Below are 18,154 nucleotides of genomic sequence, written 5' to 3' on the forward strand. Positions count from 1 at the left end.
GCGCTTATTCGGATTTTAAGGATTTCACGGGATTAATCATCGCCGCTTTGATAGCTTGAAAACTGACCGTTAGGAGAGCAATGCCAACGGCCAAAATCGCCGTAAACACAAATACCCACCATGAAATCTCGGTATGGTAGTCAAATTTTTGTATCCAGTTGTTCATCCCATACCACGTTATTGGCCCAGCAATACCACAAGCAACTACGACCAAAATCACAAATTCTTTCGACAAAAGTGCCCATAGGTTGGACACCGAAGCGCCCAATACTTTCCGAATACCAATCTCCTTCGTGCGCTGCTCGGCCACAAAGCTCGCCAGCCCAAACAATCCCAAGCAAGAAATGAATATGGCCAAAATGGCGAAGAACGTGGCTAACTTGCCGATGCGAACTTCATCGGTGAATTTTTTGGCGTATTCTTCATCAATAAATTGATACTCAAACGGTGCGGCAGGATTGTGCTTGCGGAAAATGGTCTCGATTTTGGCCAAGGCATCGCTTGTACTGGTCGTAGCGTTGATTTTAATGTTGATGATACTAACGTCTTTGTAGTCCAACACAAAACTGGTACGAAAAACGGGCTGGTATGGCGACTGCATCACCATGTCTTTGACCACCCCAATGACGTGAAACACTTTGTCGTCGATTTTTACAATTTCTCCAACAGGCTTTTTCAATCCCATAAACTTTACGGCCGTTTCGTTGAGAATCATCGCGGTAGAATCGGTGGGAAAATCCCGTGAAAAATCACGGCCTTCTTTTAACTCCCACCCAATGGTTTTCCCGAATTCGTGCGTTGCCGACACCGCCGCAAAATTGCCTTGAATGCCTGGATCTTTGCCTTTCCAACTGTAGCCGTTATTAATTGCCCAAACGCTCGTAATTGGGCTCGAAGATTCGGATACCTCAGCAATAGCACCCGTTTTTAGTAAATCATTGCGCACAACTTCGTATTTGTTGGCCAAATCGGGGGTTGAAATAGGCACAAAAAGAAGCTTATCAACGGCATAGCCAGCGGGACGTTTTTTGGCAAAATCTATCTGTTGGAAAACAACTATCGTTCCAATCATCAAGGCCACCGACACCGTAAACTGAACCGTTACCAGTACTTTACGCGGCACCGACGCAAAACGCCCCACTCGAAATGTACCCTTCAAAACCTGCACAGGCCGAAACGACGATAGATAAAACGCGGGATAACTCCCTGCAATGATGCCCGTGAGCACCGTAAAACCAATTGCCGACAGCCAAAACAGCGGCTCCTGCCACAATATGATCATCTTTTTGTCTGCCACTTCATTAAACATGGGCAAAGCAAGCTGTACCAACAAAATAGCTACGCCCAAGGCAATGAGCGTTACTAACAACGATTCACTCAAAAACTGGTTGATTAACTGTCCGCGTACCGAACCTACCGCTTTGCGAACGCCTACTTCTTTGGCGCGTTTTTCGGAACGCGCCGTGCTGAGATTCATAAAATTGATGCAGGCCAACAGCAGTACAAACCCGCCAATAATGCCAAATAACCACACAAATTCAATGCGACCGCCGATGTTAACTCCTTCTTTGAATTCTGAAAACAAATGCCATTTACGCATCGGATGCAAAAACACCACGGGCTTAAAGGCCCGTTCTTCGGGACGCACTTTGTGTAGTTTGACGTCTTTAATTTTGGCCGAAACTTGGTCAATATCAGCGTGCTCGGCCAGCATGGCGTAGGTTTGGGTAAAATTGCTGCGCCACGGGTTGGTCATTTCTTTGATCCAAGACTGACTGCTAAGGTACAACGACCATGGCAAGAGGAATGTCAAATCTTTGAAATCGGAGTTATAAGGCAAATCTTTGTAAACGCCCGTTACTTTAACGTCGTTTTTGTTATCTATCTTCATCACTTTACCCATCGGGTCTTCACCGCCGAAATACGCTTTTGCCGCCGATTCAGACAAAAGAATCGAATTGACGTCATTCAAGCCCGCCCGAGAACCTTTCAGCATTTGGAGGCTCAACATTTCGGTAATGCTTGGCTCAAAATAATTGCCCGTTTTGGTCAGTTTTTTATCACCGTAAGCCAAAATATGGCCGTTTGTCCACGACGACATCACAATGTATTTAAAATCATTGCCGTACTTATTTCGGATTTCTTCCCCCATCAAATAGGGGTTCGCCATTTGGGTATTCACCTGACCATCAAACGTTTGGTGTTGCATTACTTGAACAATGCGGTCATAATTTCCAAACTGTTTGTTATATGATACCTCATCCCAGACCCAAAGCCCAATAAGCATTGCCACGGCCATACCCATGGCCAAACCTGCAACATTTATAAACGAATACCCCTTGTGTTTCAATAGGTTACGAAAAGCGATTTTGAAATAATTGCGTATCATCGTTGGACTGTATAAATAGGTTCTTGGATAGTGAGCCCGTTTGTCTTTCGCTAACGGACGTAAAAGTTTGATGGCATTCAAGGTATATTTCCAATTGGCGCTTCGCTCGCCAACGGCTGCTACCCAATGGTTGTATAATTCCAATAAATCACCTTCAACTTCTTCCGAAGTGTTGGGGTCGGCCCACCATCTCAGCAGTGTCCTGACCCAGCGCGGTGGCGTGGGAGTGGTGTTACGTAAGCCCATTAGCCTCCCATTAATTGCAAGGTTTGAGGGGGCAAAGCTCCCCAAAGCTCTTCTCGCACTTGTTTGACTTCTACCAGTGCTTTTCTTCCTGCGGCCGTCACCGTAAAAAACCGTTTGCGACGTCCACCGCGCTCGGCCGTTGCGCCGCCCATTTGAGAAGCCAGAAATCCCTTCTCTTCTAGGCGTTGCAGGGTCGTATGCACGGTGCTAAACCCCACCGAGCGTCCCGTTTTTTGCTCCAGCTCTTGCGTGACGGTCACGCCGTAGGCTTCCTCGCCCAAAATAGCCACCGTTAGCAAAACGATTTCTTCAAATTCTCCCAAAAAGGTTCGTTTCATTGGATTAATTTATTTCCTCCGATAATGTCGATAAAATACCATGCCAAAAACAAAAAAGCCCCTTTTGAGGGCTTTTTGCAGGTTTTTCAACCAAAACGATTGTCCGCTATTGGACAGTGTTCCGTGTATTATCGGACACCGTAGAGACGTTGCATGCGGTAGAGACGTTGCACTGCAACGTCTCCACGCGTGGACGGGGTATTTATTCAGATTTCAACGATTTCACGGGATTCACCAAGGCGACTTTGATGGCTTGAAAGCTGACGGTGAGCAATGTAATACCCAAAGCACCTAGACTGGTCACGCCAAAAATCCACCACGAAATCTCGGTTCGGTAAGTATATTTTTGTAACCATCCATCCATGAAATAGTGAGAAATAGGCACTGAGATCAGGCATGATATAATTACTAATACCACAAAATCTTTGGACAACAATTGCCAAATACCAGCGACCGAAGCACCCAGCACTTTACGAATGCCTATTTCCTTCGTACGCTGCTCGGCCACAAACGATGCCAGTCCGAATAAGCCTAGGCAGGAAATAAAAATAGCGAGAACAGCGAAGAAAGTAGCCAGTTTTCCGATGCGTTCTTCGGCTTTAAATTTGGCATTGTATTCGTCATCCACGAATTGGTAGTCGAAAGGAACGATGGGAACAATTTTCTTAAAAACAGCCTCAATTTTTGGCAATGCCTGACTGATACTTACAGATGGATTAATTTTGACATTCAACCAGTTAGGCTTCCCATTGATGGGTTTTATGTAAAAAATAGCAGGTTTGACGGGCTCATAAGGAGACTCCATTACCATATCTTTTATAATACCTATCACTTGAAAGTAGGCCGTGTTTTCGCGAAACTTCCAGCTGATTGTTTCGCCAACAGGATTTTGTAATCCCATGTATTTCATGGCAGCCTCGTTAATAACGATACCCGAAGAATCAGTGGCATACTTCCTCGAAAAATCTCGACCTTTTACAAACTGCCAGCCTACGGTTTTGCCATGCTCATGGGAAACGGTTAAGGTGCTGAAACTTTTGTCTTGCTCGGGCTTTTTTCCTTTCCACTCCAAACCATCATTGTTTGAAGACACCTGCGTCATTCGTCCCATTGATGCCGATATTTCGGACACGGCACCTGTATTTTTCAGTTCAGTTCTAAGTATCTCATGTTTCCCCGAAAAAGCATCAGATTTCATGGCCAACATCAATAACCCTTCGCGGGTATAGCCCACAGGGCGGTTTTTAGCAAATTGAACTTGGCGATACACAACAATCGTACTGATAATGAGAGTAACTGAAATGGTAAACTGAAAAACGACCAAGACTTTTCGGGGTGTAAACGCAAAGCGATTGACAACGTTTATGCCTTTCAAAACTTTGATAGGTTGGAAAGAAGACAAATAAAAAGAAGGATAACTACCTGCTAACAGCCCCGTTACAAAAATAAAAAGCAGACAAAATAGCCAAAAATAAGCATTAGTCCAAGGTATGCTTATCGCTTTGGCAGACAAATCATTGAACCAAGTGAGCGTAAATAACAGCAGAAAAAAAGCGAGAAAAAAAGACAGCAGTACCACTAAAAAAGACTCGCTAAAAAACTGGCTGATTAATTGACCTTGAACCGACCCAATCGCTTTGCGAATACCTACTTCTTTGGCACGTTTTTCGGAGCGAGCTGTACTTAAATTGACAAAATTAATGCAAGCCAATAGCAGTACAAATGCCCCAATAATACCAATTAACCAAACCATTTGAGTAGGTTCGGGATTTACGGCTCCGTTCTTAAACGGATACAAATGCCAATTGTGCATCGGATGTAAAAATACCTGTGGATTTTCAGCGACCTTGTCTTTTAAGTCACCAATATTTTTCAGTTCAGCATCTTTGATTGTTTTAGAAACGCGCTCAAAATCCGTCGTTGGTTGAATTTCTACGTAAACTTTCAAAAAATGGTTGTGCCAATTGTTAGCAGATTCCCTCACCCACTCATTGTCCGATACCCACAAGTCAAACGGTGCAAAAAAGTTGATGTCATTAAATACTGAATTAAGTGGCAAATCTTCGTACACGCCCGTAACGGTGACATCTAATTTGTTATTGATTTTCATCACCTGATTAAGTGGGTCGGTATTCCCAAATAGTGCTTGTGCCGTAGAAGCCGAAATCAATATAGAATGAGGGTCGTTAAGGCCCGCCCAACTACCATAAATCATTTTTAAGGAAAGCATTTCGGGGGCTTTTGCTTCCATAAATTGGCCTTTCCTTAAAAATTTATTCTCACCTGCCGTCAGAATATAATCTCCTGCATTTGAAGATGTTACAATGTGTTTAAAGTTACTTTGGTAATTCGTTTTTAATTCTGTTGCCAGCGGATACGGCACCGAATTAGAGTAACCTACATTTCCTTCATCCGTTTCCTTTATCATCACTTGGGCAATCCGCGCATAATTCTGGTGGTATTGGTTGAAACTCAATTCATCCCAAACCCAGAGCCCACTGAGGATAGCCACGGCCATGCCTACAGCCAAGCCACCGATATTGATAAAAGAATAACCCTTGTTTTTCAACAGGTTCCGAACCGCGATTTTGAAATAATTACGTAGCATATTGAGGCTGAATAAATAGGTTTGAGGGTATTGAGAGGGTTTTCGTTTGATATAGCGCGGCTGAAAAAAGCCAAGCACGTCGCGCCAGTAACGCCAGCGAGCGCGCCGCACACCCACGTGTTTGACTTGGTACTCAAATTCTTCGTGCAAATCTCCCTGCACTTCTTCCAGCAAGTGAGGCGCACAGAAAAACTGCAAAAAGCGGTCGGCTAGGCGGGGTGGGTTGGAGTGCATGGGGTCGATTATTTTGTCGTGATGTAGAGACGTTGCACGCGTAGAGACGTTGCATGCAACGTCTCTACTCTGATTTCAACGATTTCACGGGATTGACCAAGGCGGCTTTGGTCGCTTCGTAAATTACCGTCAGGGTAGCGACAAGCAGCGTGATGGCAATGGTTACTACGAATATCCAAGGCTGAATCGTGATGTGAAACTTAAAATCTTGCAGCCATTGGTTCATAAACCACCACGCAATGGGCGCCGCAACCAGAAAGGCAACGACAATTAAACGGGCAAACTCTTTTCCAAAAATCCATAAAATCTGTGCGAGGCTACTGCCCAATACTTTCCGAATCCCAATTTCCTTGGTTTTCTGCGCTGCCATGAAAGAAATAAGACCGTACAATCCCAAACACCCAATAAACACCGCAATGAGCGAAAACAGCTGAATGAGTTTTAGCATCAGTGCCTCCGTTTCATAAAACGACGCAATGTGCTCGTCCAAAAAAGTGTATTCGTAGAGTTGGTCAGGGTGCATTTTACTCCAAGTTTTTTCCACCGCAGCCATGGTGGCAGGGACGTTGGCGGTGCTGATTTTGACGGCATAATTGTTGTAAAAATCGCTGGCCGAAGGAATACAAACGGCGTTGATGTCTTCGTGAAACGAATGGTCGTGGAAGTCTTTGACCACGCCCACAATCGGCCCCGTCATGTTGCCATTGACGCGGAGGTTTTTCCCTAGTAAATCTGAAGGAGAGGCTACGTTCAGTTTTTTTGCAAACGTTTCGTTGACCAAAAACTCTTTTACGGTATCCGAAGGGTATATATTTCTGCCTGCTGCCAATTGTAGGTCAAACGTAGCAAGATAATCATTGTCGGCAGCCCTTACCGATACCCTAAACGACTCCTCTTCTGAGTGGTTATCATAGTGAGGCGCCGTTTGCCAATGGCCATTGGAGGCGGGTGCAGAATAACACAGCGACACCTGTTCTACACCTGCCAAACTTTGCAGTTGCGCCTTAACGGTTTTGGCTTGTTGGGGCGTTGAAGCAATGGGTAGCAGCATGATAGCGTCTTTATTAAACCCTAAATCTGCTTTTTGGGCATAATAAATCTGGCGCGCAATCACAATCATCCCGATGATTAGTACCTGGGAAATTGAGAATTGAACAACAATCAAGGCGCGGCGCGTATTGAAGCCTCCGATATTTTGCTGAGAAAGTTTGCCTTTGAGCGCCAAAATAGGTTGAAAACCCGCAAGAATTAATCCTGGATACGAGCCAGCAAAAAAAGTAACAATCAATATCAACGCGGGGATAAAAGCTACCAATCGCCAGTCAGTCAGCAAATTAAGCGAAATTTCGGTGGCAAACCACTGATTCACATACGGTAAAGCCAGCGCGGCTAGCCCCAACGCAATCCCCCCTGCAATGGCTGCAATGAGACCCGTTTGGGCAATAAATTGCCAAAATAACTGCCCGCGAAGGCTTCCAAGTACTTTCCTTACGCCTACTTCTTTGGAACGATTGAGGGCTTGGGCCGTGGCCAAATTGATAAAATTAACACAGGCGGTTATGATCAAGAAAAGCCCAATCAGCGACAATATCCATAAGGTCTGCTTGTTCATTGCCCCTCCGTATTGAGCGTTAAAATGCACATCGTTAAGGGGTTGCAGTTTGTAGTGGTGTACGTTTTTGCTGGTAGGCCGATACCTCTTCACATAAGCAGGAAACACTTTTTCCACTTCCGACGGTGACACCCCTGGTCTGAGACGAACAAAACATTTCATCGAGCTTTGAATCCCTCCCCAAGCGTCGTCGCTGCCAAGCCAGTCGTTGTAAGATTTGAGGGTGGGATACGAGACAAAAATCTCGGCTTTTTGGTCAGAGTTGGTCGGTAAGTCTTTCAACACGCCCGTTACCCGAATGTCAAGCTTATTGTCCAGTCTAAAAATTTGATTGATGGGATTGGTATTACCAAAGTATTTGCGCGCAATTCGCTCGGTAATAATGCCCGTATTGGGTTCATTAAGCGCATTTTGGAAGCTACCAACTGACAATGGGAAATTAAAAATAGCAAAGTATTCGGGCTCCGTAAACGCCACCCCTTGGGTTTCTTTAAACTTGTTGAGTCCTTTTTCGGCCTTTATCGAGATAAGCATGTCCTCGAAAGTACAGATTCGCCCTACTTTTTCGGCAAAAGTGTAGTCATTTCTAAACACTTTCCCCAGCGGGCTTGGCACGGCCGATACGTATGAAATATTGTCGCGGTGCTGTTCGGTGACAATGCGATAAATGCGGTCGGAGTGCGCATGAAAATTGTCGAAACTCAAGTGGTATTTGACCAAAAGAAAAATAAGAAGTCCGCAAGTCATGCCAAGCGATAATCCCAACAAGTTGATGGAAGTATAGACTTTGTTTCGTTGGAGGCTTCTGAGGGCGATTTTGAAATAGTTACGTAGCATATTGAGGCTGAATAAATAGGTTTGCGGGTATTGAGAGGGTTTTCGTTTGATATACCGTGGCTGAAAAAAGCCCAGCACATCGAGCCAGTATCGCCAACGAGCGCGCCGCATACCCACGTGTTTGACTTGGTACTCAAATTCTTCGTGCAAATCGCCCTGCACTTCTTCCAGCAAGTGAGGCGCGCAGAAAAATTTGAGGAAACGGTCGGCGAGTAGTGGTGGTTTAAGTGGCATGGGGCGTTGGTGAAGTTTGAAAAGGGCAAGTTTGCAAGGGGCAAAAGGGTCTGCTTTTTTGTTAATTTGCCATTTTGCCTTTTGCCTCTTTTTACTTGATTAATTATTAAAGAACACTTTTCATATTGGCATCGTTAGCTTCAGGGGATTGGCCATACGTTCCCAAAAACTCGCTCTTACTTCTTGAATTTCTTGAAGCGTGCGCTGGCCAAAGGCCGTCACCGAAAACAAGCGTTTGCGGCGGCCGCCGCGCTCGTTGGTAGGCTCCCCCATTTCCGAACGAACCATCCCTTTTTCTTCGAGCCGTTGCAAGGCCGAATGCACCTGATTCAAGCGAACGCTGCGGTCGGTTTGTTCAATGATTTCGTGCATCAGCAATACCCCGTAGGCTTGGCCGTTTAGAACGGCTACCGCGAGTAAAACGATTTCTTCAAATTCTCCTAGGTACGTACGTTTCATCGGATTTTATTATTTCTACTTTTGCTGATAAAATACTTTGCCAGCAACAAAACAACCAAACAACCACCTGACTTTCAGACATATAAACAATACACAAGTTTATTTTGATTGTCCATAATCGGACAACTTTGTACGCTTTAGGACAGTGATTGAAAGGGTAAAAAGGGTCGCCTCCTTACTTTTGTCCAAAAAACAAATCATTGATTTTATGAAACATACTGCCAAATACTTCTTGTGCGGACTGTTGCTTTCGCTAGGCGCATTTTCTGTTCAAGCACAAAAAAACCCTGAGGACAAAGCAGGCTGGCGTTTAGGCGCTCAATCGTACTCGTTTCGTTTGTTTTCCTTTGCCGACGCACTGCGCAAAATCGACAGCTGCGGCCTGAAATACGTGGAGGCGTTTCCAGGACAGACCATCGGGGGCGGTATTGAGGGAAAAATGGATTTTACGATGGACGCGGCCAAGCGTCAGCAAGTAAAAAAACTCATCAAAGACAAAGGCATTACCATTGTGGCCTACGGGGTAGTGGGTGCCAAAACCGAAGAAGAATGGAGAACTTTGTTTGAGTTTGCCAAAGACATGGGCGTGATGAACATCAACTCAGAGCCGTCGGCGGCCCAAATGCCCATGGTTCGGAAGTTGGCGGAAGAATACAAAATCAACGTAGCGTTGCACAACCACCCCAAACCTTCACGCTACTGGCATCCCGATACGGTCATTGCCGCCATTGCGGGCAGCAAATACGTAGGGGCTTGCGCCGATATTGGTCACTGGGTGCGGTCGGGACTTGACCCCGTCGAGTGTTTGAAAAAATTGAACGGGCACGTGATTGGTATGCACTTCAAGGATGTGAAAAAAGATACCCCCGACGGAAAGTACCACGACGTGATTTGGGGAACGGGAGATTGTAAAGTGGAAGCGGTACTTGGTGAATTAAAACGCCAGAAATTCAAAGGCCCGATTTCGGCCGAATACGAGTATCACTGGGAAAACAACGGCCCCGAAATCGCCGAAAGCGCGAAAAACTTCCGCGAAATTTATACGCGAGTGAAAGCTTCGCAGTAAAAGAGGCAAATTTGCAAGTAGCAAAGGGCAAAATAATAAGACGTTCCAAGTTTTTGAAACTTGGAACGTCTGTTTTTTAAAACTATTCCGATTTTAAACTCTTCACAGGATTCATCAGCGCCGCTTTGATGGTCTGAAAACTGACGGTCAAGAGGGTAATTATCAAAGCCCCTGCGCCCGTCAAGGCAAAAATCCACCACGAAATCGCGGTGTGGTAGGTGTATTTCTGTAGCCATTGGCTCATAAAATAATACGCAATGGGCGACGCAATAAGCAACGAAAGAACCACTAACACTACAAAGTCTTTCGACAATAAGCCCCACAAATTGGCAGTCGTTGCCCCAAGTACCTTGCGTACCCCCATTTCTTTGGTGCGTTGTTCGGCCACAAACGACGCCAACCCAAACAAGCCCAAGCAACTGATGAATATCGCTAAAATGGCAAAAATGGAGGCTATTTTACCCAAACGTTCTTCATTGGCAAATTTTTTGGCATATTCCTCATCCACAAATTTGTAATCAAACGGCACCGCAGGATTATACTTTTGAAACACCTCGGCTATTTTGCCAACGGCGGTAGAAGTGGCCATTGTCTGATTTAGTTTGATGTTAATCGTGTATTGGTTGTTGTAATCCAACAAAAACACCGTAGGCAATATCGGCTCAAAGGGCGACCCCATCACAATGTCTTTGATGACACCAATCACCTCATAGCTTTTCCCGTTCCACTTTACCGTTTCGTTGATGGGATTTTTCAAGCCCATGTACTTTACGGCCGTCTCATTGATGACAATGGCCGAAGAGTCTGTTGAAAACTTTTTGGAAAAATCGCGTCCTTCCCGAAAGCGCCACCCTACGATTTTGCTGTAATCGTGCGTCACTCGGAAAGTCGCAAAATTATCTTCAAAGCCTGGGGCTTTGCCCTTCCATTCAAACCCACTTTGGTTTTCCCACACATCCGTAATCGGAGAAGAAGAAACGGCCAAGTTGGACACCGCTCCCGACTGAAGTAACTCGTTTTTAATCACTTCGTAGTTTTGGTAAAGGTCGGGCGTAATCATATAGACGGCCATGAGTCCTTCTTTATCGTAACCCACGTTTCGGTTTTTTGCGTGCTGGATTTGGAGATAAATAACACTCGTGCCAATGATTAGCACAATGGAAACCGTAAACTGTATCACTACCAAAATTTTCCGTGGCGTCGGGGCAAAGGCTCCTCTCCGCAAACGCGACGACGGGAAACCGATTCCTTTGAGCACTTTTATCGGCTGAAAAGAAGACAAGTAAAACGCAGGATAGCTCCCTGCCAATAAGCCCGTAAATACACTAAAGCCCAGTACCGACAGCCAAAAAACAGGGTTTAACCATAACATTGTTATTTTTTTATCGGCCAACTCATTGAAAAAAGGCAACGCCAGCTGCACCAAAAGCAACGCAAAACCCAAGGCAATAAAAACAACCAAGAACGATTCTCCGAAAAACTGCGCAATCAATTGTTGGCGAAGCGACCCCATCGACTTCCGAATCCCGACTTCTTTGGCCCGCTTTTCGGAACGTGCCGTACTCAGGTTTGTAAAATTGATGCAAGCCAACAACAACACAAACACCCCAATAACGCCATACAGCCAAATAAATTCGAGTTGGTCGCTCATCACGCTTTTTCGGTTGGCAAACTTGGCATACAAGTGCCATTGGCTCATCGGGTGGACAAACAATTCGGGATTATACGCGACGCGTTTTGCATCCAAATGCTTCCGTTTTATGTCTTTAATTTTGGCCGAAACACCCGCAAAGTCAACTTGAGGAGCAAGCTGTACATAAATCTTGTACGAATTATCGTTCCAATCGTTTTCTTGCTCTTTCATAAAACTCATAAAAGAAGCTAGTAAATCCCACGGCCCAATAAAGGTCAGGTCTTGAAATTCCGAGTTTTTGGGCAAATCCCTATACACGCCCGCCACTTTTGCCTCCATCCGATTTTTTATCTTTACGATTTTATCCAACGGATTTTCTTCCCCAAAAAGCTTTTTAGCGAGCGATTCAGAAAGTAAAACCGAATGAGGGTCTTTAAGCGCCGCGCGGGTTCCATACACCATGTCCAACCCAAACAATTCGGGGGCATCGGGCTGCATAAAACTGCCTGATTGAAAGAACTTTTTATCCCCCGACAATATCGCATACTTCTGCGTGGAGGTAGTCATAGCGATGTATTTAAAATCAGAACCATACGACGCGCGCAGCTCGGCAGCCAACGGAATGGGGTTTGTCATGTACGTTCCTTCGCCATTATGCACCATTATTCGCCCAATGCGGTCGTAGTTTTTGAAGTTTTTGTTAAAACTCAGTTCATCCCACACCCAAAGTCCAATGAGCATGGCCACGGCCATGCCCGTCGCCAAACCAAAGATGTTGATAAACGAGTAACCTTTGTGTTTCAACAGGTTACGAAAAGCGATTTTGAAATAATTGCGTATCATAGCAGGGCTGTATGTGTAAGAGGTTGAATACTTAGAATGGGCACTAAAACGACGTCGCAAAAAATAAGGGCGACAAAAACGGATGACTTCAAAGAAATACATCCAACGGGCTTTCTGCACTCCAAACTCTTCGGCCTGAAACGCAAACTGCTCGTGTAAATCCCCCAACAGCTCTTCGTAAAGCTCCGAAGGGAGAAATCGTTTGACCAAGGCATCAAGCCAAGCGGGTGGTTTCATGGTGCTTAATTAAGTAGGCAAGTTGGCAAGGGGCAAATAGGCAAGTTTAACTCATTGCAAATTTGCCTACTTGCCTTTTAAAATCACTCTGATTTTAAGCTCTTTACGGGATTCACCAGCGCCGCTTTGATGGCTTGAAAACTGACCGTCAAGAGGGTAATTATTAATGCTCCCGCACCCGCCGCCACAAAAATCCACCAGTTTATTTCTGTACGATAACTATATTTTTGCAACCAGTTATTCATAAAATAATAAGCAATGGGGGCAGCGATTAGGCAAGAAACAATGACCAATACCGCAAAATCTTTTAAGATTAAAGTCCAGATATTGGTTACTGTAGCGCCTAATACTTTACGGATTCCAATTTCTTTGGTGCGTTGCTCGGTAACAAACATTACCAAACCGAGTAGCCCCAAACAGGAAATGGCGATAGCAAGGATGGCAAAAATTATAGATAGACTCTTTACCAGAGACTCCGTTTTGTACAAATTTTCAAACTCAGCCTCTACAAATTTATAGGTGAACGGAAAGTCGGGGTTTAGTTTTTTGTGAATAGTTTCGATTCCATTCAGTGCCTCCTGGGTACGTTCTCCCTCTATTCGTATCAAGCAATATCCGTGAGATAATTTATTTGAATGTCGAATTATCATAGGCTCAATAGGCATAAGCATCGAATTGAAATGAAAATCTTTAACTACACCTATTATTTGCCCTGTCTTACCCCAAAACGTCAAAGGCATACCAATGGGCGACTTGTAGCCAATAATTTTCAGAGCCGCCTCATTGATTATGTAACTTGTAGAATCTGCAAATTCTCTCGAAAAATCACGACCTTGAAGCAGGGTGGCTTTCATCGTATTTACAAAATTGTATTCTACCGCTATTGGATTAAAGTTGGGACTTGAATTCGGATTTTTTCCCTGCCATTCTACACTTCCGGTGGTGTTGTCGTTACTTATAAATTGGTTTGAAATCTTGCTCAAACTCTCTACTCCATCAATATTCTTCAATTCATTCTCAAAGACTTCAAACTGTTTGCTGAGCGTGCCCGTAACAGGTAAATAAATCAGGTTTTGTTTTTCATACCCAATGTTTTTTGAATGGATAAAATTGATTTGTTTTGAAATAATCAAAGTGCCTATAATAAACACCGTAGATAAAGTAAATTGAAAAATGACAAGTCCTTTTCTAAGGGAAATGGAATTTTGGTTCACTTTTAGATTATTTTTCAAAACAGCTATAGGACGAAAAGCGGTCAAAAAAAGTGATGGGTATAAGCCTGATAGTAAGCCAACTAAGAGTAATAATCCAAAAATAAACAGCCAAAATGATGGCTCGTGGTAAGGCAACGCAATCTGCTTATTGGTAAAACTATTAAAACTGGGGAGAATAAGGCCCGTGGCAGTCAAAGCAAAAAATAGGGCAATAACAGAGAACATAAAAGCCTCACCCATAAACTGACCAACCAAAGATGACTTTTCGGCTCCGATTGCCTTTCTTACGCCAATTTCTTTGGCTCTTTTGAGGGATTGAGCAATGCTCAAATTCATGAAATTGATACAGGCAATGAACAAAATAATGATAGCAACAGCAGCAAATAGCTTTACATAGTCAATTCTTCCGCCCGCAGTCTCTCCATTTTCAAATCTTGAATTGAGGTATGTTTCTTTGAATGGCTGAATGCCAAGCTCTAAACGATTATTTTCTGCTTTATAATCCTTTAAAAACTTGCCTATGAAATGTTGGAGTTTGGCATTGACCTTGGCTTCATCCGCATTTTTCTTTAATAACACAAAAGCTCCGGGGCCTGAATTACCCCAATCGTAAACCCAAGGCTCACGTTCTTTGAATAATTCCCAGCTTATCAAATAATCCAGCTTCAAAGATGAGCTTTCGGGCATGTTTGCATACACGGCTTTGACAGTAAGGTCTTTGTAATTATCAAATTTGATAGATTGATTGATGGCTTTTTCGGCACTCCCAAATAAGGCAATCGCCATTTTTTCAGAAATTGAAATAGATTCGCGCGTTTTAAGCGATTCGTTTACAACACCTTGTAGAATTTTGTAGGAAAATATTTTAAAAAAATCTTCGCCGCCATAGCCGCCAGTAAATTTTAGTTTTTTGTCTTTTACTGCAAAAGTCCGTGCCTCATCTCCACTCCAATTACAAGACAACTCTACCTCGGGCATGGCTCTTTTTAGCTCTTCGCCCAGTAGCCCTGGCGTATCGTAATAGCCGGTTGCTTTGCCATCAATAAATTCTTTACTTGTTACACTATAAATTCTATCTCCTTTTTCATGAAATGCGTCAATTTGCAGTTCATCTTTTACCCACAAATAAATCAGCAAACTACAAGTTAGTCCTATCGACAAACCTGTAATATTTATAAAGCTAAAAGCCTTGTTTTTAAGGAGATTTCTCCAAGCGATTTTGAAATAATTGCGTATCATAGCAGGGCTGTATGTGTAAGAGGTTGAATACTTAGAATGGGCACTAAAACGACGTCGCAGAAAATAAGGGCGACAAAAACGGATAACTTCAAAGAAATACATCCAACGGGCTTTTTGCACTCCAAGCTCCTCGGCCTGAAACGCAAACTGCTCGTGTAAATCCCCCAACAGCTCTTCGTAAAGCTCTGAAGGGAGAAATCGTTTGACCAAGGCATCAAGCCAAGCGGGTGGTTTCATGGTGCTTAATTAAGTAGGCAAGTTAGCAAGGGGCAAATAGGCAAGTTTAACTCATTGCAAATTTGCCTACTTGCATTTTTCCTTTTAAAATCACTCTGATTTTAAGCTCTTTACGGGATTCATCAACGCCGCTTTGATGGCTTGAAAACTCACGGTTAGCAACGTGATTACCAAAGCACCAACTGCAGCCAACGCAAAAATCCACCATGATATTTCGGTGCGGTATTCGTATTTGTGCAGCCAACCGTTGAGGAAATACCACGCAATCGGCGTAGAAATAAGGCAGGAGATAATCACCAACACGACAAAATCCTTGGATAATAAGCCCCAAAGGTTGGGAACAGTAGCCCCAAGTACTTTTCGGATACCGATTTCTTTGGTGCGCTGCTCGGCCACAAACGACGCCAATCCAAACAAGCCCAAACAGGAAATGAAGATGGCCAATGCCGCAAAAATCCCTGCCAATTGACCTATGCGCGTTTCGGCTGCAAATTTCCGTTCGTATTCTTGGTCAGAAAATTTATAATCAAACGGGCTTCCTGGGTTGAATTTTTGGAACACGGTTTCTATTTTTTTGAGCGATTCGCCCGCACTCAACGCAGGGTTTAATTTGATATTTATCACATTGGCCCACCCATAGTCCATCATAAAAACGGTCTGATAGACAGGCTCAAAGGGCGACCCCATCATCATGTCTTTCACCACACCGACCACTTGAAAAGGTTTTCCATTCCACTTCACAATTTTGCCTACTGGATTTTTTAATCCCATATAGCGTGCTGCCGTTTCGTTGAGCACCATGCCCGATGAATCAGTCGAGAAGTTTCGGGAAAAATCCCTGCCTTGTACAAATTGCCACCCGACTGTTTTTCCGAAGTCGTGTGTGACCGCAATGGTTCCAAATTGTTCTTTAAAATTAGGGTCTTTGCCTTCCCAGTCGAAACCGTTGTTTTGTGAATTTAGGTTTGTAGCGGGGGCAGACGAAGTTGACATTTCGACGGCTCCGCCGCTTTTTATAAGCGCGTCTCGGAGAGTATTGTAGTTTTGATGTAACTCAGGCGTGTTCATCGTTACCGTTATCAGCCCATTGCGATCGTATCCAATTGGGCGATTTTTGGCGTGTTGAATTTGGCGAAGCACAATCGTCGTCCCCACAATGAGTGTCACCGATACCGTAAACTGTATCACTACCAACACTTTACGAGGAATTGAGGCAAAACGCCCAGCCCTAAATGTGCCTTTTAAAACCTTTACTGGCTGGAAAGAAGACAAATATAACGACGGATAACTGCCTGCAATCAAGCCCGTTAGGATGCTAAAGCCAATTCCCAACAACCAGAAAATGGGGTTAGCCCATAAAAGCGTTAACTTTTTGTCGGCCACTTCGTTAAAAATCGGGAATAGCAAAAGCACTAACACCAAAGAGACCACAAAAGCACAGGCCACCACCAACAACGACTCACTGAAAAATTGACTGATTAGCTGCGAACGAACCGACCCCACTGCTTTCCGAATGCCTACTTCTTTGGCGCGCTTTTCGGAACGAGCGGTGCTCAAGTTCATGAAATTGATGCAAGCCAGCAACAACACAAAAACACCAATGATGCCAAACAACCAAACGTACTGAATACGGCCTTCTGACTTCCCTGTTTTGTCCCAACCCGTGTATAAGTGCCATTGACTCATCGGCTGAAGGAACACTTCATTTTTAAAAACAGCTATTTCTGGAACGTGTTTTATTTTTACACCCTTGATTTTTTCATTGATTGTCTCAAAATCACTATTGGGTGCAATTTGAGCCAGTATTTGCCACGAATTGTTATTCCATTCGGCATTGTCTTTTGCACGTTTTACCCAACCTTCTGTCGAAACGTAAAGATCCCACGGAGCAATGAAGGTCATGTCTCTAAACTCGGTATTATAAGGCAGGTCTTCATAAACGCCTGTTACTTTGACGTTTAATCTGTTGTCGATTTTTACGATTTTCCCCATGGGGTCGTTATCACCGAAAAGAGCCGTCGCCACCGATTCAGACAATAAAATAGATGAAGGATCTTTTAAGCCCGTTCGGGTACCTGTAAGCATGTTGAGCGACAGCATATCGGGTGCGTTGGGGCTTAGATAATTACCTTGTTTTGTAAACTTTTTATCCCCGTATGCCAAAATATGCTCATACGTCCATGAAGACATCACAACATGTTTAAAATCAGCAGCATACATCGTTTGTAGTTCATTCCCCAACGGAATTGGCATATGAGCGCCCGCCCCAAACTCTCCGTTAAATACGCCACGCTGCATTACTTTTGCAATGCGGTCGTAATTTTTATGGTATTTGTTGTAAGATAACTCATCCCACACCCAAAGTCCAATGAGCATGGCCACCGCCATGCCTGTCGCCAAACCGAAGATGTTGATAAACGAGTAACCTTTGTATTTCAACAGGTTACGAAAAGCGATTTTGAAATAGTTGCGTATCATAGTGGGGCTGTATGTATAAGAGGTTGAATACTTAGAATGGGCACTAAAACGACGTCGCAAAAAATAAGGGCGACAAAAACGGATGACTTCAAAGAAATACATCCAACGGGCTCGCTGCGCTCCAAACTCCTCGGCCTGAAACGCAAACTGCTCGTGTAAATCCCCCAACAGCTCTTCGTAAAGCTCCGAAGGGAGAAGCCAACCCAAAAATCGGTCGGGCCAGCGGGGTGGACTTGGTTGTTGTTCCATC

Annotated in this window: 9 protein-coding genes; 1 reads left to right on the forward strand and 8 read right to left on the reverse strand. The window is 44.1% G+C overall.

The genetic code is table 11. The annotated features are described in order from the left end of the window. Positions 1-4: 4 nt before the first annotated feature. From AC23N5_RS04685 to AC23N5_RS04705, 5 genes are all read right to left on the reverse strand, one after another. Positions 5-2,635 (reverse strand): ABC transporter permease, encoded by a 2,631-nt coding sequence (locus AC23N5_RS04685; RefSeq protein ID WP_487754643.1) that lies wholly within the window; start codon positions 2,633-2,635, stop codon positions 5-7. After that, complete coding sequence (locus tag AC23N5_RS04690) at positions 2,635-2,973, reverse strand: PadR family transcriptional regulator (RefSeq protein WP_183977096.1); 339 nt, start codon at positions 2,971-2,973, stop codon at positions 2,635-2,637. Before AC23N5_RS04690 ends, AC23N5_RS04685 begins: the two co-directional genes overlap by 1 nt. 202 nt (positions 2,974-3,175) lie before the next feature. Beyond that, a complete protein-coding gene (locus tag AC23N5_RS04695; protein WP_487754644.1) occupies positions 3,176-5,815 on the reverse strand; it encodes a permease prefix domain 2-containing transporter in 2,640 nt (879 codons plus the stop codon). 64 nt (positions 5,816-5,879) lie between these two features. Continuing rightward, positions 5,880-8,498, reverse strand: a complete 2,619-nt coding sequence (locus AC23N5_RS04700) for an ABC transporter permease (protein ID WP_487754645.1) — start codon at positions 8,496-8,498, stop codon at positions 5,880-5,882. 120 nt (positions 8,499-8,618) lie between these two features. Next, complete coding sequence (locus tag AC23N5_RS04705; RefSeq protein ID WP_183977087.1) at positions 8,619-8,957, reverse strand: PadR family transcriptional regulator; 339 nt, start codon at positions 8,955-8,957, stop codon at positions 8,619-8,621. Between the two features lie 208 nt (positions 8,958-9,165). On the opposite strand from AC23N5_RS04705, the gene AC23N5_RS04710 reads away from it, so the two are divergent. Continuing rightward, on the forward strand, positions 9,166-10,023 hold the full coding sequence (locus AC23N5_RS04710; protein ID WP_183977085.1) for a sugar phosphate isomerase/epimerase family protein: 858 nt from the start codon (positions 9,166-9,168) through the stop codon (positions 10,021-10,023). A gap of 82 nt (positions 10,024-10,105) precedes the next feature. Here the strand turns inward: AC23N5_RS04710 and AC23N5_RS04715 are convergent, their stop codons facing one another. The 3 genes from AC23N5_RS04715 to AC23N5_RS04725 all read right to left on the reverse strand — a co-directional run bounded on the left by AC23N5_RS04715 (position 10,106) and on the right by AC23N5_RS04725 (position 18,153). Further along, positions 10,106-12,736 (reverse strand): ABC transporter permease, encoded by a 2,631-nt coding sequence (locus tag AC23N5_RS04715; RefSeq protein ID WP_487754646.1) that lies wholly within the window; start codon positions 12,734-12,736, stop codon positions 10,106-10,108. Positions 12,737-12,819: 83 nt separating this feature from the next. Further along, positions 12,820-15,426 carry an FtsX-like permease family protein gene (locus AC23N5_RS04720; protein WP_487754647.1) on the reverse strand — a complete coding sequence of 869 codons (2,607 nt, stop codon included), beginning with the start codon at positions 15,424-15,426 and terminating at the stop codon, positions 12,820-12,822. A gap of 90 nt (positions 15,427-15,516) precedes the next feature. Further along, entirely contained in the window at positions 15,517-18,153 is a 2,637-nt protein-coding gene (locus AC23N5_RS04725; protein ID WP_487754648.1) for an ABC transporter permease, read from the reverse strand. Position 18,154: the final 1 nt, after the last annotated feature.

Source organism: Runella sp. R5_40 (assembly GCF_057652295.1).

Excerpts from the sequence above, each read along its gene's own strand:
- AC23N5_RS04720 (WP_487754647.1), bottom strand. The coding sequence starts at position 15,426 with ATGAAACCACCCGCTTGGCTTGATGCCTTGGTCAAACGATTTCTCCCT.
- AC23N5_RS04690 (WP_183977096.1), bottom strand. The coding sequence starts at position 2,973 with ATGAAACGAACCTTTTTGGGAGAATTTGAAGAAATCGTTTTGCTAACG.
- AC23N5_RS04685 (WP_487754643.1), bottom strand. The coding sequence starts at position 2,635 with ATGGGCTTACGTAACACCACTCCCACGCCACCGCGCTGGGTCAGGACA.
- AC23N5_RS04695 (WP_487754644.1), bottom strand. The coding sequence starts at position 5,815 with ATGCACTCCAACCCACCCCGCCTAGCCGACCGCTTTTTGCAGTTTTTC.
- AC23N5_RS04715 (WP_487754646.1), bottom strand. The coding sequence starts at position 12,736 with ATGAAACCACCCGCTTGGCTTGATGCCTTGGTCAAACGATTTCTCCCT.
- AC23N5_RS04725 (WP_487754648.1), bottom strand. The coding sequence starts at position 18,153 with ATGGAACAACAACCAAGTCCACCCCGCTGGCCCGACCGATTTTTGGGT.
- AC23N5_RS04700 (WP_487754645.1), bottom strand. The coding sequence starts at position 8,498 with ATGCCACTTAAACCACCACTACTCGCCGACCGTTTCCTCAAATTTTTC.
- AC23N5_RS04705 (WP_183977087.1), bottom strand. The coding sequence starts at position 8,957 with ATGAAACGTACGTACCTAGGAGAATTTGAAGAAATCGTTTTACTCGCG.
- AC23N5_RS04710 (WP_183977085.1), top strand. The coding sequence starts at position 9,166 with ATGAAACATACTGCCAAATACTTCTTGTGCGGACTGTTGCTTTCGCTA.